This window comes from Burkholderia sp. AW33-5 (assembly GCF_053427615.1).
This window is the reverse complement of record NZ_JBSAXA010000035.1, coordinates 14660-37546: the sequence shown is the minus strand read 5'-3', so window position 1 is coordinate 37546 and position 22887 is coordinate 14660. Positions and strand designations below refer to the sequence as shown.

Sequence of the window (22887 nt, the reverse complement as noted above, 5' to 3'; positions counted from 1 at the left end):
GGAAGTTCATGACCGCTCCTTCACCGAGCGCAGCCGCGCGATCGCGCCGTCGACGCTGATTGCGAGAATCACGGGGATTTCGCCGAAAATCAGTACGACGGTGCCAGCGGCCATCAGGCCTTGAAACAGTGCTCCCGTAACCGCGAGAACGGTGCGGTCTGGCGAAGAAATCGTCGGCTTCACGTACTCGAAGAACGCAGGCAGGTAATGCGCCACGCACATCACCCATTCGTACTGGAGGAACACCCCGCCACCGACCACAACGACGTTGCGCAGCGTGAACACGGCTTCCAAATATTTAATGACGTTGCGCATGTCTCACCACTCCGCTACGTCGCGCGGCCAACCGCTCTTGCACATCACAACTCCGATCGCGACCCAGCCGAACGCCACGATCGCCGCCGCGATCAGGTCGCCCACCGAATCCCGCCCGATCAGCCAGGACGCGACGCCAAACGCCGCCGTCGACAAGATGAAGATCAGCAGTGCGCGGATGCCTAATCGAATCCACCTGAAAATCCTGTTCATTGCATGGCCCTCATTTGTTGTTGGATCCAGTTGCTACAACCTGCCGAAGGGGCTGTAGTGCGGAGGCGCGAATGCGTCCACAAGCGCAGCCACCGAAAGCAACGCAGCAACAATCGCCGCGGCCGCAATCGGGTGTTCTTCACCGAGTACCAGAACCACGCCCAGGCTCGACACCGCCAATGCGAAACATACGAACGAAACCGTCATCGCCACCCTCCGAGACCGAACGACGTACTCGGCCGCTTCTTCGCACGCTTCGCGTTGAAATCCGGCGCACCGTTCGCGTCCGGATACGACGCCTTGCACGCAGGCTCGGCCTTGTAGTTCGAACACCCCCAAAAGGCGCCGTCCTTGCCGTTGATCCGGCGCAGCTGACCGGACTTGCAAACCGGGCACGGCTTTGCACCCGGGAACTGCATCGGCGCCACACCGATCGCCGCGACAATCTTCGTGACCATCTGCTCGCTGCGCTGCATGAACGCGTCGAAGGTCATCGCGCCATCGGCCACCGCGTCGAGCGCGATCTTGAACATGCCGGCGACCGTCGGATCCTTGACCGGCCCCGGCAGCGCGGCGAGCAGCGCCCGGCCAGTCGGGCTCGTCATGAAGCGGGTCTTGGAACCCTTCACCGGAACGAGGAAGCTCCGCTCGCGCAGCTCGGCGATGATTCCGGCGCGCGTCGCGCTCGTGCCGATCCCCTTGCCCTCTTTGAGACGCGCCTTGGCGGCCGGATCGTCCGTGTACTTGTGCAAATCGATCATCGCGGCAATCAGCGTCGATTCGTCGAACCGCTCAGGCGGACGGGTTTCCTTCGCCTGCAGATCGACGTCGAGCACCAGTAGCTGATCGCCCGCCGAAAGCTCCGGCAACGTCTGTACGTCGTCGCCGGTTTCCGGTTCGGACGGCTTCAGCACCGCGAGCCAACCGGTCGAGACAGGCGTGCGACCGCCAGCGATCAGGCGCTGACCAGCGCACGCAACCTCGATCGACGTCTGCATGAACGTCGCGGCCGGGTAGAACTGCACCAGGTAGTAGCGGACGATCAAGTCGTAGACCTGTTGCTGCAACGGCGTCAGCGTGCTCAGGTCCGCCCGGCGAACCGTCGGCACAATCCCGTGGTGCGGGTTGCCGACCATCTTCTTGTCGTCGAACGCGCGCGAGCGCAGCGACGGATCTGCACGGTCGACCAGCGGGGCGAGATCCGCGCGATTCGCGGCCAGCGCAGCCAGCACATCGGGCGCCTCTTCATGCTGCGCTTCTGCCAGGTAGCGGTTCTCACTACGCGGATAGGTTGTGAGCTTGTAGCGGTCGTAAAGCTCCTGGGCAGCGTCGAGCACCTCGGCGGCCGTGCAACCGAAACGGCGACACGCCTCGACCGTCAGTTCGTTCAGCGATAACGGGAGCGGCGCAAGATCGCGCACGGGCTTGCGCTCGAATGCACTCACCGACGCCGACGCGTTGGTCAGGCTTTGCGCAAGCGTGGCCGCGACATCGGGGTCCACCAACCGACCGGCATCGTCGAGACCGGGCTGATCGTCCGCTGCCCGCCACTTCGCATTGAAGGCACCGTTCGCGTGCTGCAACTGGGCAGCCAACAGGAAATACGAGGTGGCGGTGAAGCGCTCGATCCGGTCGTCGCGCTCGAACACGATCTGCAGCGCCGGCGTCTGCACGCTGCCGACGCTCAGCACCGCGTCGAAGCCGAGAGATTGCGCGCGACAGGTCGCGGCACGCGTCAGGTTCAGACCGAACAGCCAGTCGTATTTGCTGCGAGCCAGTGCCCAGCGATACCACGCCCGGAATTCCGGCTCGTCGTTGTCGCGCAGATTCGCGAGCGCCTTGCGCACCTCATTCGGATTGTTGTTATTAACCAGCAGCCGCTTGACCGGCAGCGTGTTGCCCAGGTAGTCCAGCACTTCGTCGACCAGCAGCTGACCTTCCGCGTCCGGATCGCCCAGGTGCACGACTTCGTCGACGTCGGCCAGCAGTTGGCGGATCGCTTCCAGAATCGGTGCAGTCTTCTCGTACGGTTCCAGAACCCACGTCGATGGAATGATCGGCAGATCGCTCGCGCGCCAAATCTTGTTGCCCTTCGTGTTCAGCGGCACATCGTCCGGGAGATAGAAATCCGGCAACGCTTGTCCTAGGACGTGCCCCTGAAGCGGCACGAAGAAATCCTCGCCGACCTTATACGCCGGTCCGTTTCGCAACGGACGCGCATCGAACACGGCCATCACGTCCTTGGCAAGCGACGGTTTCTCGGCGATATACAGGCGAGCCATGCTTACCGTCCCCCCTGCTCAACCGCGCACGCGCGCACGAATCCGCAATGCGGCAAATCGTGCTTCGGCTGGTCGAAAAAGCGCCGCTCGGCGAGCGAATCCGTCGAGTGAAACGCGCGCGGGTGTGCCGCGCGCAGAATCTCGATAAGCGCGTCGACCGCATCCACCCCTTCAAACGATGCGTTTAGGAGTGCTTGTTGTTCGGCGTTGGTCAGTGACATGATGGCCCTCCGCGGAATATCAATCAGTGACGAGTGCCGATGCCGAACCAGGGAGACGGCGAGCCGCTATTCCCGTTACGGTTGTTCTCCTGGTCTTCGATCCACTGCTTGGCGGTTTCGGCCGGATCATAGAAGGGGGTCGTCGAGCCGCCACCGAAGTATTCGGTGCGCGAGCTGGTTTTGGTGCCGAGGCCCCCACTGATGTTCCACCAGACCCGCGTGAAGACCTGACCGTTAAGCTTGACCTGGATGACACTGTGCGCGCGGCAGGCCGGCCCGTACAGGTTGCTGTAATACATCAGGTCGTACGGGCAGAATGCGCCGCTGGCGCCGCCGTTACCGCCGGTGATGGTCGTTGATTTGATCAGTTGCACAACGTCGGTCGGAATTGCGCTGCGGATCTCTTCGGGCAGCCCGTCCCAGCTTTCCATCAGATTGCAGGTGGGAAACGGATGGCCGTGCGAGAGCTCGTCCCAGAGCTTTTCGATGGGCGGCACGCAGGCACCCTCGTTCTCGGGACCGCGAGGGTCGGACAGGCACAACATCACCTGGCAGCCCCAGCCGTCGGCATGCGCCGGCGCAGCGGGCGCGAGCAGCGCGATTGCAATCGCGAACGCGTGCAGGTTTACCTTGGTCGCGCGAAGGGACCAATGCGCTACAATGGACGTAGCCATTCCTGTTTTCCTCACAGTTACTGCGTAATGGTCAGGTTGATGTCAGTGCGCCAACACCGGCATCAACCGCTTCAAGCATTCCTTCCGTTTTCGGATTCGTTCGTCGCCTCAGTCCTCGCCAAGTCGGCGGCCATCAATTTTTTCAATTCGCTCACGAGTTGCGCGTTCTTGGATCGCCCCTCGGCCTTAGCCCGCGATTTGAGCCATCGATCAAGCTCTACCGGCAATCGACATTGCGACCGCACTACATCCTCCATGAAATTAGTCACTCCGAGTGATGTTTTACGTCACTATACGATGGTGCCTGCGTAGTGTCAAATACTCCACCTATGGATGACACTTACCGCTCCCAATTCCGTCTACCTTGGTCCGTCTACCTTCAGCTCAAAGACGCGGCCCAGGAGAATGGCCGCTCGTTGAATGGTGAGCTAGTTGCCCGGCTGAGCGCCTCGCTGGCCCTCCGGTCAGGCGAAAACGTGAAAGCTGCCCCCCTAACCACGGACCAGCTGTCCAAGGTGTTGCAGCAGATCACCTTGCCAAACCTTCTTACAACCAACGAACTGGAGACTGTTGCGAAACGTCTCCAGAAGCTTCTGGATAGTGACACCTAGGTGAGCTGATGCGGCGACGCTCTGCGCAGCACCGTATGCACCGTCTGCGCGAAAGTCACCGCATGCTCTCCATCTCCATGCAGACACAAGGTCTGCGCCGACAGCGAAATTCGTTCCCCGTTGCCCGCTTGCACCGTACCCGTCGCTATTAATTCCCCTACGCGGCGGGCCACTTCGTCAATGTCGTGGATAACCGCCCCCGGCTCGGCTCTCGGCACAAGGCGACCATCGGCACCGTAACCGCGATCCGCAAACGCTTCGTCATAGGCCCGCAGGCCATGCTCCCGAGCCAGGCGAACGAGCTGCCCGCCCGCTAGCCCATAAATCACCAGCGACGGGTCAAAATCGCGGACAGCGCAAACGATTGCGCTGCTAGTTGCAACGTTTCTCTCCGCGTCGTTGTACAACGCCCCATGAGGTTTAACGTGTGCCAGGCTTCCTCCGAGCGCATGCACGATACCGTTAAGCGCACCGACCTGATACTGGACCCCGGCGTAGATCTCGTCGTAGGTCATTTCCATCGACCGGCGCCCGAAATGCTCCCGATCCGGATAGCTCGGATGGGCCCCAACCGCGATTCCTCGCTTCAGCGCTTCTTCGACAACAGTTCGCATCGTCGACGCGTCGCCCGCATGCCATCCGCAAGCGACATTCACCGATGTCGCGTAATCGAGCAGCGCTAGATCGTTGCCGTACCCTTCGCCAAGGTCAACGTTCAAATCAATCGCGCGCATCGGGCACTCCCCCTCGATTAATTGAATCGCAGTGCTGACGGACTGGCACTGCACCATCGCCGATGTACACGTTGTCGAATTCACAGCGGAAACCGCCGTGCTCGACAACGAGTGCGGTCAGCGAGCTCGCTGCACCTGGCGCGCTAGCCTGACCGACGATAAGGGCGACGACATAGCCAACACCGATGGCCACCGAGGCTATGACTCTCTTGGACGATGAACTCATCGAGCGGCCTCCTTATCGACATACGCCGCACATCCTCGGCATGCGCGCGGCGGGCACGCGCGGAACTGCGCCAACATCTGCGTTGTTTCGTAATCGCTCAACATCGAATCGCGACTGTCTTCTTTGGCAGCACGAGAAATTGCCTCGAGCAGTGCTCGTGGCGCAGGATCGCGAACCGTTACACCCTGGGCCGCCATGCCTTCGTAGTTGTGGCGTACGCGTTCAGGCAGACGCTCCCACGCGTGACGCTCGGCTTCGAGGCCCGCGGCAAAGATAGCGGCCCGTTGCAGCTCCGGTAATCCGTCGAGAAAATGCTTGTTGGCGACCAGAAAAGAAACCGGATACGCATACCCGAGGGCCGTAAAGTTCGGCAAGACTTCGGCGTAGGCGCGACCAGCGTCACCGTCGCCCGACGACATCACAGCATCGACGCCGCCGGCCTTGATTTGCGCAAGGGCTTCCTGAATCGGCAGGAAAACCACTTGAGCCCCAAGCATTTCCATCACGCGCCTGGACGACTCGTCGTATGTGCGGATTCTCATGCCAACCAGATCCGATGGCGAATCGATCTTCGATCGGGACCAGATCCCGGTCGGTGGCCACGGAACTACCGCGAGCAGGACCAGGCCGTGATGCGCCAATGCGCTCCGATAGGCCGGCTTGGCCAAGCGCGACATCTCTCGCGCCTCGGCGATCGAATTGACCTCATACGGTCGAATCGACAATGCCAGAATCGCATCGCGGGATGCCAGATCGCCGGCGAACAGCACACCGAAGGGTTGTTGGCTAATGCGATCCTGAACCGACGCAACGCCCCTTTTGTCGCTGAAATGCGGAACCACGCGGGCCGTATCCGCCCCTGCGTCGTTGAGCAAGCGCGCGAAGTCATCCGCCGCTTTCCCTGAAACGGTGTCAGTGGGATACGCGGTTGCAATTGACCACTCGGGCTTCGATGCGCCCTGCGCAATGCCGATCGAACTCGCAACAAACGCCACGATCACTGTCAGCAGTCCTACAAGCCCCGCTGTACTCAGGATCCTGTTTCTCTTCCCTTCCGGCATTCCGCCGCTCCGTATTCGTTTGCAACATCACGGAACGAAGCGTAACCGACGGTAAGAGGTAATGGCTATATCACTGTTTTTCATGATATTAGACTTCTTTATGTCTGATCAATCAACTTGATCGATCAGACCGGCCTCAGCCGCCATGCGTGCACAGGCGCGGATATCATCGCGCCCCATTTTAATTTTGATCGACTTGTAGAGGCGGTAGATCTGTCGCTGGGTCAGCGTCAGATCGGCGGCCGCGTGCGTCGCGTCACCACCGCGGCGGATCCACTGCAGGATGGTTCGTTCGGCGTCACTCAGCTGATATCGCACGGCGGCCGCCCGACGAAACCTGATGGCAGGCCAGTCGAGCAGTTCTTCGGCCAGTCCGCGCAATTCTCTCTGCCCCTGCCAGATCACGTCGTCGCTGGCCGGTGACGCGTGGCTCGAGCTGACGTGTAAAACGCCGAAGACCTTGCCTTCATCCGAACCCCGGTTCGCCGGCAGAAAGACATTGCTCCGCAACCCGTAGAGGGCAGCCTCTCGGGCAAACCACGGGCCGTTGGAGTTTCCGAATGACTCGAAGCCGCGCACGGGCATGACGTGGTTTCGCGCGTATTCCAACACCGGATCCGTCACCACCCGCCGCTCATAGACCTGCAGCCAGCTCGGCGGGCAAGCAGCCAGGATCACGTGAGTATCGTAGGTCACGCCGCTTACCTGGGAAGCTGTCGACGTCGACAGCCAATGAAACAGTGCGTACGTACCGCCGCGGGTCGCACACACGGTACGCATCAGCGTCAATACATCCAGCTCGGTATTGCAATCCGCCACGCTCGCGATGGCGCGTGCGGTCATCTTGCGGTGCGGTCGTCGCCCCACCAAATCGACGATCGCATGATATTGCGGCGCCAGCACTTCATTGTAGGGATCGTTCTCGAGAAACTCCGCCAATTGTGCGCGCTCGGATCCATCGAGCAGCAACACGACAACGCTTCCATCACGTCTCGTATGGATTCGCTGCAACAGCACCCCACCCTCTCGGCAATCAACCAATCTCAGCTCGATCGAGCCATCGCGCACGGGTATTTTTGGACTGATGCCAATCTGTTCGCTGGTATCGCTGAACAACTGATGAAGCTCACGACTCATGACCCCGCGGCCCCACCAAATTGTTTGGAATTTCGACAAACTCTTCTGCTGAGAAGAGGCTCCCATAAACGACTACATTCGGAAAATCCTTGAGCCGGTTCAGTTGTGCTTCGCTACTCACGCCCGCTACCTGAATCGTCAGGTCGAGTTCGGCGCATGTCGTCAAAATACCGCTGAGCATGGACTCAGCGACCCGGTCTTCTGCGGCAGCAGCAAGCAGCTGCCCGCCAACCTCAACACCCGAGAGCGGCAACAACCGGACGATGGAGATCGACCAATCGTCGCCAGTGATATTCGCCGCATAGATGTCAATCCCGCGCTCCCGAAGCTGACGTAGTGTCTGGATTGCCCGGGGGTGGCCGATAAGATCGCCCGGCTGAGAAATGCCGAGACGCAGTCGACCGTAATCGAATGCGCGGGTTTCCTCGATGTGGACGAGGAACTGATCGAGATCGCCCTGCAACACAACAGCCGCCGGCACGACTGAATACGTCGGCACGTGAGGCATCGCGTCACGAGCGCACACTTCGCTCAGCTGATAGGTGCCCAATCGGAAAAGCAGGTCATGCCGATCAGCGAGTTCGTGTAGCTCAGCCTCGCCACGCTCGTCGTCCGCTGACCTCGACCAGAACAGAGAACCGCGCAGCGCAGTCAGCTGGCCCGACGCGGCCGAGACAATGGGCGCATAGCGAACCGCTATCTCCCTTCGTTCCATAGCCAACAACAGCGCTCGGAAATCGTCGTCATCGAGATCCAGTCGATGCGCCATTGCGTCAGTGTAGATGCGTACCTCACTTTCGCCCGACTTCGAAGCCGCGTGTTTAGCGTCCGCCATCGCGCGATTGGCATTTCGCCACAATTCCGAGCCAGCCGCCTGCGAGAGCTCGAGGGACGCAATACCGATAGCGACCTTCATCAAATACGTGTGCCCACGCAAACCGAACGCCTTCAGAAAGGCTTCAACGATCAACCGGGCGGTTCCAAACGCCTTCGACAAAGCGTCATCGTCGCGAATCAGTAAGCTGAACTCATCCCCGCCAACGCGGGCGACCAGCATGTCGTCGGCGGCAACACCACGCAGCCGATCCGCAACAAGGCGCAATAGCGCATCGCCGGCGTCCTGGCCAAGCAAATCATTAACTCGCCCGAAATCGCGTAGATCCAGTGTCAATATGGCAAGTGAATTCGCTGCGACTGGGCCGCTAGTACAGTGCGCATCGATCGCCTCGCGCAAGCTGCGACGATTCTGCAATTCAGTCAGTGGATCGGTCTCCGCAGCCCGGCGCATTTCTTCTTCGGCCGAAATTAGCTTGCTGGCATGCCACATAGCCAAAATCGTCGCACCCGACACGATCAGCACGAGCAGCATCGTACAGGCCACATAGACCCCTAGATGCGCACGAAACGGCAGCATGGCTTCGTCTCTCGATAAGGCCACTGCGGCAATCACTGGATAGCCCTCGACGGGCGCATACGCAAAAATCCGCGCCGCTCGATCAACCGGATCAACCAACTCGCCGGTCCTCGTATCCAACTTTTCCAGGTAATCCGAAAAGTCCGGGCCGACCGCACTCGCCGCTGCGCCGATCTGTGAACGGGCAAGCAAGGTGCCGCCGTTGCTGAGAAATGCCGTCAGCGCGCCGTGTTCGCCAACGTTTGCGCGACTCAAAAAACCTTGAGACAGGTAGTCGGGATGCTCGGACGTTACAACCACACCAGCGAAGCGTCCATCGACGGTGTCCAGTCGACGACTGAATTGAATCGTCATATCGCCCGAAACGCGCCCCTTCACTGGAGGCCCAATGAACAAGGCTGCGTCAGAATTGTTCTTGTGAAAGACGAAATGCGGGCGATCGCTAAGATAGACGGGATTCTTGAGTTCGTGTGGCCACGTTTGCAGCACCTGGCCATCAGCGCCAACGATCGTGACTTGTGCTGCGGAGTCCGGGGTGATGGCGGCGCCGTCAATGAGCGACCGAAGATTGAAGGTTGTAGGTGACCGGTCGTATTCGTATCGGATGACCCCGGTCAGCGCATCCGCATTCGCCAGCACTTTTCCGAGGTGAACTGCGTATGACTTCGCAACGATCTCGGCGGATCGCCTCGCGGCAGCATACGTGTTTCGCCATTCATTGAGCGCGGCCGCAGCTGCCGCAATACACAGGACAACGCACAGCAATACGCCTACGCCAAAGATTCTGCGCCAAGCCAAAGCTTGCCGCCTTTCAAGAACGTGAGACACGTCACCCTCCGGGAATTTCCAGCCGCCACTATAACCGACAGAGGGTGATGCTCTTTTACGCGGCTTCCAGCTCGGCGAGCGGCACGTTCTCGACCCGTACCAAGTACGAGGATTTCGGACCCATCGAGAAACTGCGAATGAACCCGCCATCCTGCAGCTCTTGGAGAGCGCCCTTCAGCTTCTGCCGAAACGCAGCCATGCTTGCCTGACGACTTCCACAGAGCGAGTGCAAGGTTTCCGCTTTATAGTCGAAAGGCTTCTCATGCGTGGCATAAAACCGGTGAAGCCATTTCGCAAGCGGCGTCAGTTTCTTATCGGCCGCCCATCGAATCAACGTCATCTCGTTGCCGTTGATGATTCGTGCAAGCTCCTTGTTCAGCCGAATGGTCCACCTGGCAGATAACGACTCGATACTGTCGCCCTCGACTTCCGCGGACACCGACGAGAAGAGATGCGAGCCGAACATCTGCGTCTTACGTTTAACCTTCCCGGTGCGATCAGACTCCGTCTTCGTGACGTAGACCGTCCCTTCGAGAAGACGTTTGTAGCATGAGCGGAGCCGATCGTAATCCTCCTGCGAACGCCCCCATTTCAACCCCTCTAACGCTTGCAGCCCACTGATGTGGACGACTTCGCCAATGTTCTCGTCTCGCGCCAGGTGGCACAGCTGCATGAAGACATCGTGATCGTCCTGACGCAGCTCCTCACCGGAGTACCGAATATCGAGCCCCTCGATCGACGCGATTACCGCATTGTCGTAGCGTTCGCGTTCCGCACGCTTGTCTCGGACCGCAAAGAGCGCGCTCCGAGCCAGACTCTTCGACATGCCTCGCGTGTCATTGCCCCACCCGGGGAACAATCGAAGCTGACTATTGCCCACGTTTTGTTCCTCCATTTCACGGGCACGATCCTGTACAGTCTGCCGCACCTGTGCTCGCTCGAAGTCGCTTAGCATGCGAATAACCTGTAAATTCAATAGGTTAAGGCTAACACACACCCTATCGGGGTATGAGATATATTGCTCGGGGTTTGAGATACCGGTCCGCGCAAAAGCTTGCCTCGGGGTTTGAGATAGGGTCGCTCAAATTTTGAGAGTATCGATCGGGGTTTGAGATATCTTCGCCCGCTGCTCGGGGTTTGAGATACGTGACTCGGGGAATGAGATAGCGGCCTCGGGGTTTGAGCTACGATCTTCGGGGTCTGAGATACCGATACTCGGGGTTTGAGATAGGCCAATTCGGGGAATGACATATCAATTTTCGGGGTCTGAGATAGGAATCTTCGGGGATTGAGATATTCACAGGATGAAAATTTCTCAACCAGAGCAAACACATAGGGAAGTTTTCCACTGTGCCTAAGCCTTTCCTATGCCTTTCTAAGCCTAAAACCGTCGGATGTGACACTCTACGATGCATCCCGCGCCCGTCCGTGGACGGTTGCGCTATCCACACCACAAGGGCGTGGATAGCCCCGGCCAAGGGGCCGGGGTTCCGCATCCGCCCACCGACTCCCCGCGAACCGCGCCTTCGGCCTGACGCGCCCCTTCGGGGCTTGCCCTAAGAAGAAATATTGCGAGCATCGAGAAGGCGTTGGCGCCGAACGCTCTTCAGGTATCTGGTAGCTACTAGATACCTAATAGGTAGCCAATAGCTCTTATTCGTAATAGTCGTCCACACCCATCTCACGAAGTCGCCGTATTGCTGCAATCCCACGTTCAAGCACCTCACCGAAGGTTTCCTTTGAACGACGCGCCTCTTCTTCAAGATCCGCGACCCCTTGCGCAGTCAATTTCACGTTCTTCTGCACGTTGCGGCCAGTTCTTCGGCGATTATCTTGACGGGGCGCATCAGCCTGTCGGACTCGAGTAGCTTTGCCGACAGGCTTCTCCTGCGCAGTGTTGGCGAGCGGCACGCTGGGCGCGCTCGAAGGCTGCCGACTTGGAAATCCGGTCTCTGCGGCGATTTGTTCGACAACCTCGGGCGCTGGGCGGCTACTAGATGCAGCAGCTCGGGGCGTGAAGCCGCTCAAATCAAGCGGGTTCTTGCGTTCCGCCATTTCACGCTACCTCCTGCGAAGGCGCCAAACCTTCGCGCAGTTTCTCGACCACCTCATTGGCGAATTCCTCTGCGTTGATCACCGCCTTATCGAGGTTCGAAACGTCAGCCGGATCGAGATCGGCAAGCGGTAACGCAAACGAGAACATAGCCTTGAACGCTTCGCGCTCATTCAGTTCAGTATTGAATAACTCGATGCCGGCCTCCTCGAACGAACTACTGATGTGCTTCATTGTGCGCGTCCGAATAATCGGGCTTGTACGCGTCAACAGGACGCCATACGGAACCTTTCGCCGCGACATCTTCTCCTGTTGCTCAACAACTTTCAGCGCGCGAGACGCCTGCGATGCGTCGAGCTGCGACCCTTGCATTGGAATCACGATTAGATCCGCCTGGCTAACGGCCAAGATCACGATCTTTGCTGCCGTACCTTCCAGGTCGACAATCACGAATGGTGTCTCGCTTGCGGCAGCCTCGATCTTGTCGATGATGTTTTCTTCGTCCGCATCCGAAATGATGGTCATCCGTTCGGGCTTCGCACCTCCGTTCGCCCACATGGCGATCGGCTTGTTAGGATCGGCATCGATGACGGATACATCTGTGCTACGGGCAAGCTGATCGGCCAGAACCAATGCGGAGGTCGTCTTGCCGACTCCGCCTTTCGGACTAACAAACACGATAACCGGCATCGCAAGATCTCCTATATGCAGTAGAAGGTTGCTTGGTATCCGATAGCTACCAGATACCAAGTGGATATCCGATAGCTATCGGGTATCAATAGGGTAGCTGTTTGGTATCTGATAGCTACCCGGTATCCGAAAGATAGCAGATAGCTACCAGATATCCAAGAGATATCCGATAGCTACCAGATACCAGGCGGATATCTGATAGCTATCGGGTATCAACAAGATATCTGTTTGGTAGCTATAAGGCAGCCGTGAAGAACCTTTTTTGTTGACCGTTGGACTAACCGGGACTAACATGATCCTAGTCCTAGTTAGTCCAATGGAGGGGTGCCATGCATACCGTCAACATTCACGACGCCAAAACCAATTTTTCACGGCTGGTCGACGCAGCGGCCGCCGGCGAAGAGATTGTGATCGCCAAGGCCGGCAAGCCCGCCGCGCGCCTCGTGCCCCTGGAGCCGGTCAAGCCAAAACGGCGCTTTGGCGGCCTGAAGGGCAAGGGGCAGATCGCGGAAGACTTCGACGCTCCGCTGCCCGACGACGTCCTGGCCTCGTTCGAGGGCCGGTAATGCGCCTGTTGCTGGATACGCACGTCTACCTCTGGTCTGTCCTGGACGACCGCAAACTGTCCAAACACGCCCGCCAGCTCATCATGGACGCGGATGAAGTATTCGTCAGCGCCGCGACCATTTGGGAAGCGTCGATCAAAGCCGGCCTCGGCAAGCTCAACGTCGATGTGGATGAACTGGTCGCCGAGATTTCGGCGGCCGGGTTCGCGGAATTGCCGGTCCGCGTCGCGCACGCCGCGCTGGTGCGCGATCTGCCCGACATTCATCGCGATCCGTTCGACCGGCTGCTGGTCGCGCAGGCGATGACCGAGCCACTGCGGCTGGTCACGGCAGACGGGCATCTGGCCAAATACACGGATCTCGTCATTGAGGTTTGACCTTGTCCGGGAGGACGACGGATGACAGACACCCTGCAGTTGGCAGCCTTCGCGCTGCCGCCCACATTCCCGCCGGAACTTGTGCCGGAAGCCTGCGCGCAATTCGTGCGCGACTGCGTGCCGGGCCTGACCAAGCGCCAGTTGCTGGCGCGCACGCGAGCGCGCGGCTGGCGGCCGACGTGGCAAGCGTTGCCGCACCTGCTCCGCGACGAGCTCGAGGCGTTCGGATTCGGTCTCACCGTCGACGGTTGCGTGGTGCCGTTGATCGTGCGCATGCGGCGGGTCGGGCAGGGCGTTCAAGCGGCGCCGGTGTCCGCGCGAGATCCGCGTCAGCTGAACTTGTTTTGAAGAAGAGACCGTTGGGCGAGCGACAGAAACACGCCGGGATTTGTCTTTCGTGCGACTCGGCATGAGCGCATCAACGACAAAGTGACGCGAAAAACTGTCGTTCGAACGACACTTTCTAGGAGGGGCGATGAAGATTCAATTCAAAGATTTCGTGCTTGAGCGGGCCTATCTCGGGGACGCAGCTGTTGAAGCGATGAACGCATGGCTGGAAGCAAGTCCGGTCGAAGTGGTTTCCATCGAAACGATTGTGCATGACCGTTTCGATCATGCGTATCGGCTTTGGTATCGCTCGCCGGGTGATGTTGTCGTATTAGATCCGAGCGACGCGACGAGATCGGCCAACTGGCAACCGGCGTCCGTTGACGTGGCGAGTGTGCGATGAAAGCGGCGCTCGCGTTGGTCGGGATGGCGCTGTTGTTCGTCGGCATTCTGTACCTGGCGATGCCGGCGCCCGCCGGTTGGGGGCATCCGGTGCTCGCCATGTTGAGCTGCGGCCTATTGGCGCTCGCGGTCAAGCCGTGGCTGCGTGCGGACTGACACATGGGACGCAACTACATCGGCGAGCGCACGCTCTGGGATCCGCGGGCCCGCGAGGCGGAAAAGGCACGCCGCAAGCGAGCGGCGGCCAAGCGGCGGGCCACCGAGCAGCAGGGGATGGCCGCTTATCTGGAACGCGCGCGCTGGTGCCACCGCAAGGGCTGCGACCAGCTGGCCGAACGAGAGCCTGGCGGCTGGTGGCCGTGCTGTTCCGAGGCGTGCTATCACGCGTGGTTCGACGCGCTGCCGGAGCCCGGCGCGCGCCGGCGCCGCTAGACGATCGCAGCTTGTTTAGGGACGCACCCTATTTATATCCAATGCCGCTAACTCTCATTATCGGCATTGCGTTTAATGGGCTAAAAGCCCGTAGGGGCAGTTTTAACGACGCTTGACACGACCAAAAGACGTGCTACGCTACCGACATACGACTTTTAGTCGGGTTTCCGGAGAGTGCCATGCAGCGAAAACTATCCGGCGTGCTGTACGCGATCCGCTGCCGGCAATGCGGGTATCGCGGCGAGACGCGCCGGCCGGACGGCGGCCACGACGGCGAGGGCGTGCCGTGCCCGCAGTGCGGCGCGGCCGTCGCGCTGGAGTGGGATGGAGGCGTGACGCTGGACGTCAGCCGGCGCGGCCTGCCGCCGGGGTTCGCCGGCGACCAGCACGACGCGCCCGACGCGCCCGCCGCGCCGGCGGCGACGCCGGCCGCGCTCAAGTACCTGCGCCTGCGCCACGGCCGCACGCAGGCCGACGTCGCCACGTGCGTGGGCGTCAACGCGCGCCAGGTGCAGCGTTGGGAGGCCGGCGAAGCGGAAATGCCGGTCGCGGCTTGGCAGCTGCTGCGTCGCGAGTGGGGCACGCGCTTCCGGGAAGACTTCACGACCGTGCCGGCGCCGACCTGGGGCTGGGACACGCAGCGCGATGTCAGGCGCCACACCATCGAGTGCGGCGACGTGGTGCACCTGCAGGCGATCGCCGGGCCGCTGATCGTCGCGACCGTGTGTGCTGACCGGATCCACGACGCGCTGGCCGACGTGCACGCATACGGCGCGATCGTGACCGGGCTGGGCGGGCCGTATCCCGCGGGTGCACCGCTCGAAAGCTTTACGCTCGGCGAACGCGTATGCTTCGCGCGCGCGAACGTGATCCACCTCGAGCAGCGCGTGCCGGCGGCGGCACGCTCAACCGAACCGGAGCAACGCTGATGGAAAACCTGAAACGCTGGCTTCGCGGTCACGCGGTCGTGATCGCATCGACGGTCGTCATCGTCGGCTGCCTCTCGTCGCTGCATTTTCTCAACCGTGAGCCGGTCGGCGCGTCGGCGGTTGCAACGAACTGCACGATTGATCGCAGCGGCGTCGAGGCTGCAGCCGACGGCAACATGGTCGTGAAGAAGGGGACACGCATCGCTTGCGATGGCGTGCCCGGCCGCGGCACGGCCTACCAGGTATCGAAATAGGAGAATGGGATGGCAACAACCTGGCTGCTTGCCTTGATGGCGAGCGGATCGATTTCTAGCGCGGGCCCCGTGATCGCCGATGGCGGATACAAATCGGAGGCACTATGTCAGCGCACCGGCACGGAAGCTGTGGCGCGCCTCGAACGACGTGAGGCCGCCATCGAAAAAGCCAACACCACGGCCTCACCGGGTATCACCGTGCAGGCCTACCGGGCGCGCAGCTGGTCCTATCAGTGCCTGCCGACCGACAAGGGATAGTAGGGCAGGCGATGAACGGAGATGAGATGAACAAACTGAAACTGAAACCCGCCTTGCCGATCACCGCGCTTGGCACCGGCATCCTGCATCGCGCCATCGTGGCGCTGCCGCCCGAACTGTGCGAGCCGGGGCAATACGATGAGCGGATCGTGTTTTTCGAGGCGCCGAGCGCGGAAAGTGCGTCGGCGCACCTGCGGCAGCTGTTGGCCGTGGCGTGGGGCGTCGATACGCACGACTGGAGCGAGCGCGGCTTCATCTACAACGTTCACAATCCCCGTGAGCTGGCCGAGCGCGCGTTCGGCGCCGCGGCCGCCGGCGAGTTGCGGCTGCTCGAGATCGGTGGCGGCAACGATGGAGTCGGACCGGATCGGGTGTATTACGCCCGCGTGGACGACGTCGACCTGTTCGTGACGCCGCGCGTCGCCGCACGTCTGCGCGAGCTGCTCGCGTTGGTCGACCAGTTGTACCTGGAAGCGGGCCAGGCCTGATGAAGCCGTTCAATTTTCCGCAAGCGTGCAGCGTGCAGGAGAAGCGTTCAGCGCAGCCGACGCGCAAGCTCGTCGTCAAAGGCGCGCTCGAAGTCGAATTCCGTCGAGGTGATCGTCCGGCGTTGATCGTCGCCGGCGAGACCGCCGACGCGGTGGCGGCCGTCAAGACCACCTACAAGGGCGACAAGCTGGTGATCGAGCGAGAAGAACGTGTCATGGTCAGCGTCGGAAACATTGTGATGACCTTCAACGGCTCGAGCGGCACCGTGGTTGCCGCAGACCCCGTGACCGGGCGGCCGACGCGCTTGACCGTGCCACCGCGTCCGGCGCGTGTGGTGGTCGGTGTCGTCCTGCCCGAACTGCCGGCCGTGAAGCTCAAGGGCAGCGGCGACGTCGCGCTGTGTGGTCTGCGTCAGCCCGAGCTCGCGCTCGACGTGGTCGGCTCCGGCGAGGTGGTCGCCGAGGGGCAGGTCGATCATCTCGCGATACGGGTGGCGGGGTCGGGGGACGTCGACGTGCGCAAGTTGACGACCGCGCACGCCGATCTGTCCGTGACCGGGTCGGGTGAGATCCAGGCGTGCGTGCACCATGACGTGCGGGCGCGCGTCGCGGGTTCGGGGGAGATCACGGTCGGCGGCGATCCTCTGCTACGCGACCCGCGCGTCACGGGATCCGGCGATATCCGGTTTCGTTGAGTATCGTTCCCGATCCAACAAGAACTGAGGACTCCATCATGCCAAAGCTGTCCACCGTCGTGACCGTGGCTACGCTTATTACCGCAATCTCGACCCTGATCACGATCGGCTACAGCGCACGCGTGCCTATCGCGTCGCTCCCCTCCTTGTCGCCATCAGCGGGCAATCTCGCAGCGCTTCTCTCTTCGTCATCGTCAACGGGCAAACAGGTGTCGTCTATTCCGATCATCGACGTAACCGATGTGCAGCGGCAGGTGGCGGCGCTCGAGCATGAGCTCGACGCGCTCAAGGCTGGTCGTGGTCGTCCGACCGGCTCGGATGCAGCGGCCGCACTCCCGGCCGTACCTGCGGCGCCGAGGCGGGCGCCGGCCGCCGTCATTGATGCGCCGACGATTGCGGACGAGAAACTGCATCTCGCACTCGACGGGCGGCTCATTCGTTGCGACGCCCACGGCCACGCGTTCAATATCACGATGACGACCTTCGTCAACTCGGATCCGCTCTGGGAAGACGGTCGGCCCGTCGCGTGCCGGGCCGACATGTTCTATCCGGAGAAGGCCCCCTTATGACCGAAGCCGTCCTGCGGCATGTCGCCGTGGCCAGTTACCTGATCGCCTTCGCGCTCGGCTGGTTCGCCCATACGCGGCAGCTGGTGCGTGCCGGCGGGTTTGTCGCGTTCGGCGTGGGCGTCTCCGTGTCGATCGCGGGCGCCATGCTGGCCTCGAACGGACACGACTGGAGCGACGACAGCCGTACCGCCGAGCGGTTGCTCGGTGCGCTGGCGGCGCTCGGTGCGTTCGTGCTCCTCTGCGCGAGCGGCCGACGCCACCACCCATCTGCCTGATGCTTGCCATGTTCACCGAACTGACCTTGAGCTACGAACACCTGTTGCGGCACGTGGAGCGTGAAATCCAGGCGTGGATGACGCGCGTCGAGCGCGACGACCTGCCCAAGCGCGATCGCGTCCAGTGTTGCGAGCGCGCGATTGGCGCACTGTTGTTGTGGTCGTCGCTGACGACGCCCCGTGTCAACGCGTTGAGTCTCGCCATTCGGGCGGCCCATACGGCGGCTGTGGCGCGGCTGTTCGAGTGTGTAGGCATGCCGGAGCAGGCGGCCCGGTTGCGGGCCGCGCCGTTCGCCCAGCTTCGCGTGCCGCTGATTGGAGCGGGCCATGCGTAAGTCTGCCCGCGGTGGGCGCCGGCCGCTGACCAGGACGCAGCTGCTGCCGATCCCGGCCGCGGAACTGCACCGGATCCAGCTCAAGCACCACGTGGCGCTCGCCGCGTTGCGCGACGCGAACGACAACGTCGCGCAGTTGGCGACGCTGCTGAATGCGATCTACCTCGCGTACTTCCTCGATCCGGTGGATCCGGAACCATGCCGGCGCGCCGAGGCGGCGATCCACGACTGCATCGACCGCGCCGAGCGCGGCGGGCCGAGTGTGCTGAGCGACCTCGAGCGCGCCGCGGTCGAGCACGCGCTTGCGCGCCTGGACGCGCAACTGGCCGCGGTGCCGATGCACCGCTACGTCGCGGCATTCGAGCAGCTGCAGCGCGCGACCACGGCCGAGGCGATCGCGTCACCCATCCCTGCAGGCTGAACCATGGCCAATCGTCCCCAGCAGCTGGCCCAGGTGCCGTTGCGCAGCTACAGCCGAACCGAATTCACGGCGCTGCGAGCGCGCGTGAAAGGCCTGCCGATCGAGACGATCGAGCGGCTGTACTTCGATCGCGATGCTGCCGAACCGGTTGACGTCGCGCAGTTGCTGCGCACCATGCGCGATGACCTGGTGGCGGCCGCGCTGCGCGACGGTTCGCCGGTATTGAAATCTCACCTGCAGGCGGCGATCGAGAAATACGGCGAGCCGCGCCTGACGCCCGTGTCGCTGCAGCTGATCGAGCAGGTCGCCGCGCAGTGGGCGATCGCGCTGCCGCAGGCCGAGCATCCCGTCGGCCGTTGGTTCCGCTCGATCGTCGCCGCGCGCCTGGAGGGCGAGGGCATCCACACGCTCGGCGAGCTCGTCGCGTTCGTGAACCGCCGCGGCGGGCAGTGGTGGCGATCGGTACCACGCATCGGTGTCGGCCGGGCGCGTGTGCTGGTTGCCTGGCTGCGGCGTCACGCGGCGCCGATCGGCGCCGCTGTCGAGGTCGACGTCGACGCCGGCGACGCGCTTGCGCCGACGTCCGCAGGCGTCACCGCCGGCGCTGGACAGCTGGCGCCGCTCGAGCGCCTCGCGCTGCCCGACGCGCTGTCCGGGGCGCACGGTGCGAACCGGGCGCCCGTATTCGCGTATCTGGGTGCCGCGCACGATCTGGATGCGGTGCGCGCGTACTTGCATCGATACGACGACCGACCCGCGACGCAGCGAGTCTACAAGAAGGAGCTCGAGCGGCTCGTGTTGTGGTGCGTGGCGGAGCGCAGCGTCGCGTTGTCGTCAATGCGCGTCGAGGATTGCGAGGCGTACAAGGCGTTTCTCGCGGCGCCGGGCGAGCGCTTTACGGGGCCGCCAGTCGTGCGCACGAGTCGCCAGTGGCGGCCATTCGCGCCGGGCGGCCTCGCACCGGAAAGCCAGCGCTACGCGGTGCGTGCGATTCGTGCGGCGTTCACGTGGCTGGTCGCCGTGCGGTATCTGGCCGGCAACCCGTGGGCGGCCGTCTCCGATCCTAGCGTCGTCAAGCGCGTGCGTAAGCTGCAGGTCGAGCGGGCGCTCCCGCTCAGCCTTTGGACGCGCGTCCGCGCGACGCTGGCCGAACGCGGCGAGCTGCAGGGCCCGAGCGGACCGCGCTGGCGCGCCGCGCGTGCGCTGTTGCTGCTGATGGGAGACGGCGGCCTGCGGATCGCCGAGGCGGCCGCCGTGACGCGTGCGGCGCTGGTCTGGATGCCGGCGGAGGACGACACGCCGGCCAGTTGGTTGCTCGAGGTGATCGGCAAGGGCAACAAGCAACGTTACGTGCCGATCAGCGATGAGTGTGTCGACGCGCTGCGCGCGCACTGGCGCGATCGCGGCCAGGATCTCGACGCGGCCACCGCGACCAAGCCGCCCGGCTTGCCGCTGGTGGCGCCGCTGGTCATCCCGCCGACGCCGCGGGCTCTTGAGAAATTCGGTGAGCCCGTCGACACAACCGAAGAGGGGGCTGGCACCGCAACCGGAGCGGGCTACTCTGTACGCGGTGCGCGCGGACTCACGCAATGGGCGATCGCGCAACTGCTCGAGGTGATGGAGGATCTTTCCGAACCGGAGCGCCGTAAGCTGGCCAGCACATCGCCTCACGCATTTCGCCACACGGTCGGCACCCAGATGTTGGCTGCGGGCGTCGCGCTCGAGGTCGTACAGCGCACGCTCGGTCACGCGTCGCTCGGCACGACGTCGATCTACGTGTCGCCGGAAGAGGCGCGGATGCGCCGGGAGGCGGCGAAGTATCACGCGCGGCTGGCGGCTGGCGCCGCCAAGCGAGCGGGGTAACTCAGGGTAACGTCTGTCCGTTCCCGTATGCTCTTGGCGCAGGCTGCTGAGCCAGTACGCGACCGCAGTGGGTTCGCGCCGCGTGAATTCAAAATCGGGCAGCTGCTCTTAGCGCAGCCAGATCGGCATTCTCGCCGCGATCCAGTCGACCGTGGAGGGTGGCATCGAGATCGACCGCATGCCGTCGTACGTATCCGACGCGTCGAAGTAGATCAACTTGCCGTCGCGGATCTCGATCGGCTCATAGCCTGGGCGGCCACCCCAGAAGACGAAAAACAGTCGGGTGGCGAGGATTGAACCGTGAGCATCGGCCACGACGATTTTGACCTGCTCGTTTTGATTCGCAAAAAGGCCATTACCGTGACTGCCGCCGCTTCCGCAGATGTTGACGATATAGGTCGTGCCGTCGACCTGCTTGGTGCCGCCGTTCAGCTTCGCGTTGTAGTTGTAGCGCTGACAATCGGTGTCGTCGGTCGTGATTCCGCGAACATTGACGACATAGAAGAATGCCAGAAAGCCCAGCGTGACGATCGCCAGTCCCACGCGCTTCACTCGGCTGAAATGGTCGATATTTCTGACGAGTCGGTAGAAGTAGAGCACGAAGAGGATCGACGTGATGGCGAAGATCGCATTCTTCCCATTTTTGAGCGAGAACAGCGTGATCGCGTTCCGGGTATCGGCCGGCACGAACATCCATACGATGGCGACGACCAGGCATACGGCGACAACGGCCGCAGCCGCTTTGAGGATGACGGTGAGCGCCTTCATTGTTCGGCCGGGAGGGTTCTGCATATGGTGTCAATTTTCAGAATGATCGGCTTGTCCAGCTTGATGAGTCGGGGCTTACTGTAGACCATGAAGTCGCCGCCGCGATTATGCGCCGATCGCCACTCGCGGTACGTCTTGTTGTGGACCGGCCAGTAGACATCCTTCGCCAGGAATTTCCGAAAGAGGCTGGTGCGTTTGTCGATCGGCTTGTTGACCTCTTCGCCCTCGGGGAGATAACGCCATTCCTCAATGGTCGAGTTCCCGACATTCAGGTTGCTGCTTTTGAAGAAATCGTTGACGGCCGCGACATAGGACAGAACCATGCCGGTCTTGTTCCAATGGCCGAGATACTGGCTCTTGGACGGTGAATCGTCATTGAACGAGTAGCTGTCTTTGATGTAGACGTAGATGTGGGTGATCTGCGCGGCCGGCTCGAGACAGAAAATCTTGTTCTTGCCTTCGTATTTGTAATAGCGCTCGCCGGTGACGGTCGCCTTCCCGATCGCCGCGTAGAAGTTGAAGTTCGCCAGGGCTCCGGTCAGATCGGTCATCGCGGTACCGTCGAGAGTGTCGAGCGACGATACGGGCTGGTACTGGAACCCCCAGGCGATGTGAAACTGGAGCGGATCCGTCAGAAACGGCGCAGTGTCGATCACGATACCTGCCGCGTTCAACTGCCCGCCCGAGAAACTCTTCTCGATCACGGGTGCCAAGACTTTACTGGCTGCTCGCACCGCCTTCGGTGTGTAGATCGCTTGCCGGACGAGCTGATTGAAGCGCTCGGCTGCGCCACGAAATTTCAATGCCCAATCCAAGGTAACCGTCGTGTCGTCGAGCGGCTGAACTGAGTTGAGATCGTTGTTGTACACGTGCTTCGGGCTCGCAAGCCATTCTCGCGCAAGCCTGGCCGAAATTGGCCAGCCCATCTTGTCCATCGCTCTGGGGATGTCCTGCAGATCGAACTCGGGCAGCTTGTCAGCTTGCTCCGCGTCTTGCGGCTTATCGCTCGACTGCAGCTTGGCAGCAGGCTTAGCAGGTGGTGGAGCAGGGGCCGGCGGTTTTTGCGGTGCGACTGGAGCAGCTGCCTTGGGCGGTGACGGCGGTGGGGGCTCGTTCGGCGCAAGCCTATCGAACGAGATCCTTTGCTGCGTGTCGATGGGAACGCATCCGACCACACCCGAGTAGCATTTCCACCGTTTGCTGGAATATAGAATCCCGGACTCCAGTTGGTAATACGGGACCTTTTTGACGTCTGGCATAGGGAGATTGGATGCGATTGTCGAGGCGAATTGGTAGCAGAATAATCGAAACCCCGGTCGCGCCAACGATGATAATGACAAAAACTGTTAGATCAGGCCGAACGGGCTGAGGTCGTACAGATTCGGATAGGTCTTTCATCGGTTGCGATTACTGAGACCTGTCTATTTTACCGGGGTGCTGTAGTTCGATCGCAAAGTTCCGAAAATTTC

The 22887-nt window shown here is 61.7% G+C and carries 33 protein-coding genes; 17 read left to right on the top strand and 16 right to left on the bottom strand.

What is annotated here, in order from left to right; all coding sequences use genetic code 11:
* Window positions 1-6: 6 nt before the first annotated feature.
* The 6 genes from ACV22V_RS30730 to ACV22V_RS30705 are packed head-to-tail and all read right to left on the bottom strand — an operon-like array spanning window position 7 to window position 3705.
* Window positions 7-315, bottom strand: coding sequence for a hypothetical protein (locus ACV22V_RS30730; RefSeq protein WP_448016489.1), 309 nt, complete (start codon window positions 313-315; stop codon window positions 7-9).
* A 3-nt stretch (window positions 316-318) separates the two neighbouring features.
* Window positions 319-528, bottom strand: coding sequence for a hypothetical protein (locus ACV22V_RS30725; RefSeq protein WP_448016488.1), 210 nt, complete (start codon window positions 526-528; stop codon window positions 319-321).
* Between the two features lie 33 nt (window positions 529-561).
* Window positions 562-735 carry a hypothetical protein gene (locus ACV22V_RS30720; protein ID WP_448016487.1) on the bottom strand — a complete coding sequence of 58 codons (174 nt, stop codon included), beginning with the start codon at window positions 733-735 and terminating at the stop codon, window positions 562-564.
* On the bottom strand, window positions 732-2810 hold the full coding sequence (locus ACV22V_RS30715; protein ID WP_448016486.1) for a DNA topoisomerase: 2079 nt from the start codon (window positions 2808-2810) through the stop codon (window positions 732-734). The genes ACV22V_RS30720 and ACV22V_RS30715 overlap by 4 nt, the downstream gene beginning before the upstream one ends.
* Window positions 2811-2812: 2 nt before the next feature.
* Complete coding sequence (locus tag ACV22V_RS30710) at window positions 2813-3031, bottom strand: hypothetical protein (protein WP_448016484.1); 219 nt, start codon at window positions 3029-3031, stop codon at window positions 2813-2815.
* 23 nt (window positions 3032-3054) lie between these two features.
* Window positions 3055-3705 carry a hypothetical protein gene (locus tag ACV22V_RS30705; RefSeq protein ID WP_448016483.1) on the bottom strand — a complete coding sequence of 217 codons (651 nt, stop codon included), beginning with the start codon at window positions 3703-3705 and terminating at the stop codon, window positions 3055-3057.
* Window positions 3706-4034: 329 nt separating this feature from the next.
* Between ACV22V_RS30705 and ACV22V_RS30700 the strand changes: the two genes are divergently transcribed.
* Window positions 4035-4316, top strand: coding sequence for an Arc family DNA-binding protein (locus ACV22V_RS30700; RefSeq protein ID WP_448016482.1), 282 nt, complete (start codon window positions 4035-4037; stop codon window positions 4314-4316).
* Here ACV22V_RS30700 and ACV22V_RS30695 read toward each other — a convergent pair.
* The 8 genes from ACV22V_RS30695 to ACV22V_RS30660 form a co-directional block, all read right to left on the bottom strand.
* Complete coding sequence (locus tag ACV22V_RS30695; protein ID WP_448016480.1) at window positions 4313-5050, bottom strand: 5-oxoprolinase subunit PxpA; 738 nt, start codon at window positions 5048-5050, stop codon at window positions 4313-4315. The two genes, ACV22V_RS30700 and ACV22V_RS30695, sit on opposite strands and share 4 nt — an antisense overlap.
* Window positions 5037-5276 (bottom strand): hypothetical protein, encoded by a 240-nt coding sequence (locus ACV22V_RS30690; protein ID WP_448016479.1) that lies wholly within the window; start codon window positions 5274-5276, stop codon window positions 5037-5039. Before ACV22V_RS30690 ends, ACV22V_RS30695 begins: the two co-directional genes overlap by 14 nt.
* A complete protein-coding gene (gene dctP, locus ACV22V_RS30685) occupies window positions 5273-6337 on the bottom strand; it encodes a TRAP transporter substrate-binding protein DctP (protein WP_448016478.1) in 1065 nt (354 codons plus the stop codon). Before dctP ends, ACV22V_RS30690 begins: the two co-directional genes overlap by 4 nt.
* 108 nt (window positions 6338-6445) lie before the next feature.
* A complete protein-coding gene (locus ACV22V_RS30680) occupies window positions 6446-7474 on the bottom strand; it encodes a helix-turn-helix transcriptional regulator (RefSeq protein ID WP_448016477.1) in 1029 nt (342 codons plus the stop codon).
* Window positions 7464-9716, bottom strand: coding sequence for a diguanylate cyclase domain-containing protein (locus ACV22V_RS30675; protein WP_448016476.1), 2253 nt, complete (start codon window positions 9714-9716; stop codon window positions 7464-7466). The genes ACV22V_RS30680 and ACV22V_RS30675 overlap by 11 nt, the downstream gene beginning before the upstream one ends.
* Before the next feature lie 55 nt (window positions 9717-9771).
* Window positions 9772-10671: a plasmid replication initiator TrfA gene (trfA, locus tag ACV22V_RS30670; protein ID WP_448016475.1), complete on the bottom strand. Its 900-nt coding sequence runs from the start codon at window positions 10669-10671 to the stop codon at window positions 9772-9774.
* Between the two features lie 698 nt (window positions 10672-11369).
* On the bottom strand, window positions 11370-11771 hold the full coding sequence (locus ACV22V_RS30665) for a hypothetical protein (RefSeq protein ID WP_448016474.1): 402 nt from the start codon (window positions 11769-11771) through the stop codon (window positions 11370-11372).
* Window position 11772: 1 nt separating this feature from the next.
* Window positions 11773-12459, bottom strand: coding sequence for a ParA family protein (locus ACV22V_RS30660; RefSeq protein WP_448016473.1), 687 nt, complete (start codon window positions 12457-12459; stop codon window positions 11773-11775).
* A 329-nt stretch (window positions 12460-12788) separates the two neighbouring features.
* Between ACV22V_RS30660 and ACV22V_RS30655 the strand changes: the two genes are divergently transcribed.
* From ACV22V_RS30655 to ACV22V_RS30580, 16 genes are all read left to right on the top strand, one after another.
* Window positions 12789-13025, top strand: a complete 237-nt coding sequence (locus ACV22V_RS30655; protein WP_448016472.1) for a type II toxin-antitoxin system Phd/YefM family antitoxin — start codon at window positions 12789-12791, stop codon at window positions 13023-13025.
* Complete coding sequence (locus tag ACV22V_RS30650) at window positions 13025-13402, top strand: type II toxin-antitoxin system VapC family toxin (RefSeq protein ID WP_448016470.1); 378 nt, start codon at window positions 13025-13027, stop codon at window positions 13400-13402. The genes ACV22V_RS30655 and ACV22V_RS30650 overlap by 1 nt, the downstream gene beginning before the upstream one ends.
* A 39-nt stretch (window positions 13403-13441) precedes the next feature.
* Complete coding sequence (locus tag ACV22V_RS30645; RefSeq protein WP_448016469.1) at window positions 13442-13750, top strand: hypothetical protein; 309 nt, start codon at window positions 13442-13444, stop codon at window positions 13748-13750.
* 127 nt (window positions 13751-13877) lie between these two features.
* The gene (locus ACV22V_RS30640; RefSeq protein ID WP_448016467.1) at window positions 13878-14132 is read left to right on the top strand and encodes a hypothetical protein; all 255 of its coding nucleotides are present in this window, start codon (window positions 13878-13880) and stop codon (window positions 14130-14132) included.
* Window positions 14129-14287, top strand: a complete 159-nt coding sequence (locus ACV22V_RS30635; protein ID WP_448016466.1) for a hypothetical protein — start codon at window positions 14129-14131, stop codon at window positions 14285-14287. The genes ACV22V_RS30640 and ACV22V_RS30635 overlap by 4 nt, the downstream gene beginning before the upstream one ends.
* Window positions 14288-14290: 3 nt before the next feature.
* Window positions 14291-14563, top strand: a complete 273-nt coding sequence (locus ACV22V_RS30630) for a hypothetical protein (protein ID WP_448016465.1) — start codon at window positions 14291-14293, stop codon at window positions 14561-14563.
* Window positions 14564-14742: 179 nt separating this feature from the next.
* Complete coding sequence (locus tag ACV22V_RS30625; RefSeq protein WP_448016463.1) at window positions 14743-15492, top strand: hypothetical protein; 750 nt, start codon at window positions 14743-14745, stop codon at window positions 15490-15492.
* On the top strand, window positions 15492-15746 hold the full coding sequence (locus ACV22V_RS30620; RefSeq protein ID WP_448016461.1) for a hypothetical protein: 255 nt from the start codon (window positions 15492-15494) through the stop codon (window positions 15744-15746). The genes ACV22V_RS30625 and ACV22V_RS30620 overlap by 1 nt, the downstream gene beginning before the upstream one ends.
* Window positions 15747-15755: 9 nt before the next feature.
* Window positions 15756-16004 carry a hypothetical protein gene (locus ACV22V_RS30615; protein WP_448016459.1) on the top strand — a complete coding sequence of 83 codons (249 nt, stop codon included), beginning with the start codon at window positions 15756-15758 and terminating at the stop codon, window positions 16002-16004.
* An 11-nt stretch (window positions 16005-16015) separates the two neighbouring features.
* Window positions 16016-16492, top strand: a complete 477-nt coding sequence (locus ACV22V_RS30610) for a hypothetical protein (protein WP_448016458.1) — start codon at window positions 16016-16018, stop codon at window positions 16490-16492.
* Window positions 16492-17187 carry a GIN domain-containing protein gene (locus ACV22V_RS30605; RefSeq protein WP_448016457.1) on the top strand — a complete coding sequence of 232 codons (696 nt, stop codon included), beginning with the start codon at window positions 16492-16494 and terminating at the stop codon, window positions 17185-17187. Before ACV22V_RS30610 ends, ACV22V_RS30605 begins: the two co-directional genes overlap by 1 nt.
* Before the next feature lie 38 nt (window positions 17188-17225).
* A complete protein-coding gene (locus ACV22V_RS30600) occupies window positions 17226-17756 on the top strand; it encodes a hypothetical protein (protein ID WP_448016456.1) in 531 nt (176 codons plus the stop codon).
* Window positions 17753-18031 carry a hypothetical protein gene (locus ACV22V_RS30595; protein WP_448016455.1) on the top strand — a complete coding sequence of 93 codons (279 nt, stop codon included), beginning with the start codon at window positions 17753-17755 and terminating at the stop codon, window positions 18029-18031. The genes ACV22V_RS30600 and ACV22V_RS30595 overlap by 4 nt, the downstream gene beginning before the upstream one ends.
* 8 nt (window positions 18032-18039) lie before the next feature.
* Window positions 18040-18366, top strand: coding sequence for a hypothetical protein (locus ACV22V_RS30590; protein WP_448016454.1), 327 nt, complete (start codon window positions 18040-18042; stop codon window positions 18364-18366).
* Window positions 18359-18787 carry a hypothetical protein gene (locus ACV22V_RS30585; RefSeq protein WP_448016453.1) on the top strand — a complete coding sequence of 143 codons (429 nt, stop codon included), beginning with the start codon at window positions 18359-18361 and terminating at the stop codon, window positions 18785-18787. Before ACV22V_RS30590 ends, ACV22V_RS30585 begins: the two co-directional genes overlap by 8 nt.
* A gap of 3 nt (window positions 18788-18790) precedes the next feature.
* Window positions 18791-20650 (top strand): phage integrase family protein, encoded by a 1860-nt coding sequence (locus tag ACV22V_RS30580; protein WP_448016452.1) that lies wholly within the window; start codon window positions 18791-18793, stop codon window positions 20648-20650.
* A gap of 108 nt (window positions 20651-20758) precedes the next feature.
* Here the strand turns inward: ACV22V_RS30580 and ACV22V_RS30575 are convergent, their stop codons facing one another.
* Window positions 20759-21418 (bottom strand): hypothetical protein, encoded by a 660-nt coding sequence (locus ACV22V_RS30575; RefSeq protein ID WP_448016450.1) that lies wholly within the window; start codon window positions 21416-21418, stop codon window positions 20759-20761.
* Entirely contained in the window at window positions 21415-22677 is a 1263-nt protein-coding gene (locus ACV22V_RS30570) for a DUF6402 family protein (protein WP_448016449.1), read from the bottom strand. Before ACV22V_RS30570 ends, ACV22V_RS30575 begins: the two co-directional genes overlap by 4 nt.
* Window positions 22678-22887 lie beyond the last annotated feature (210 nt).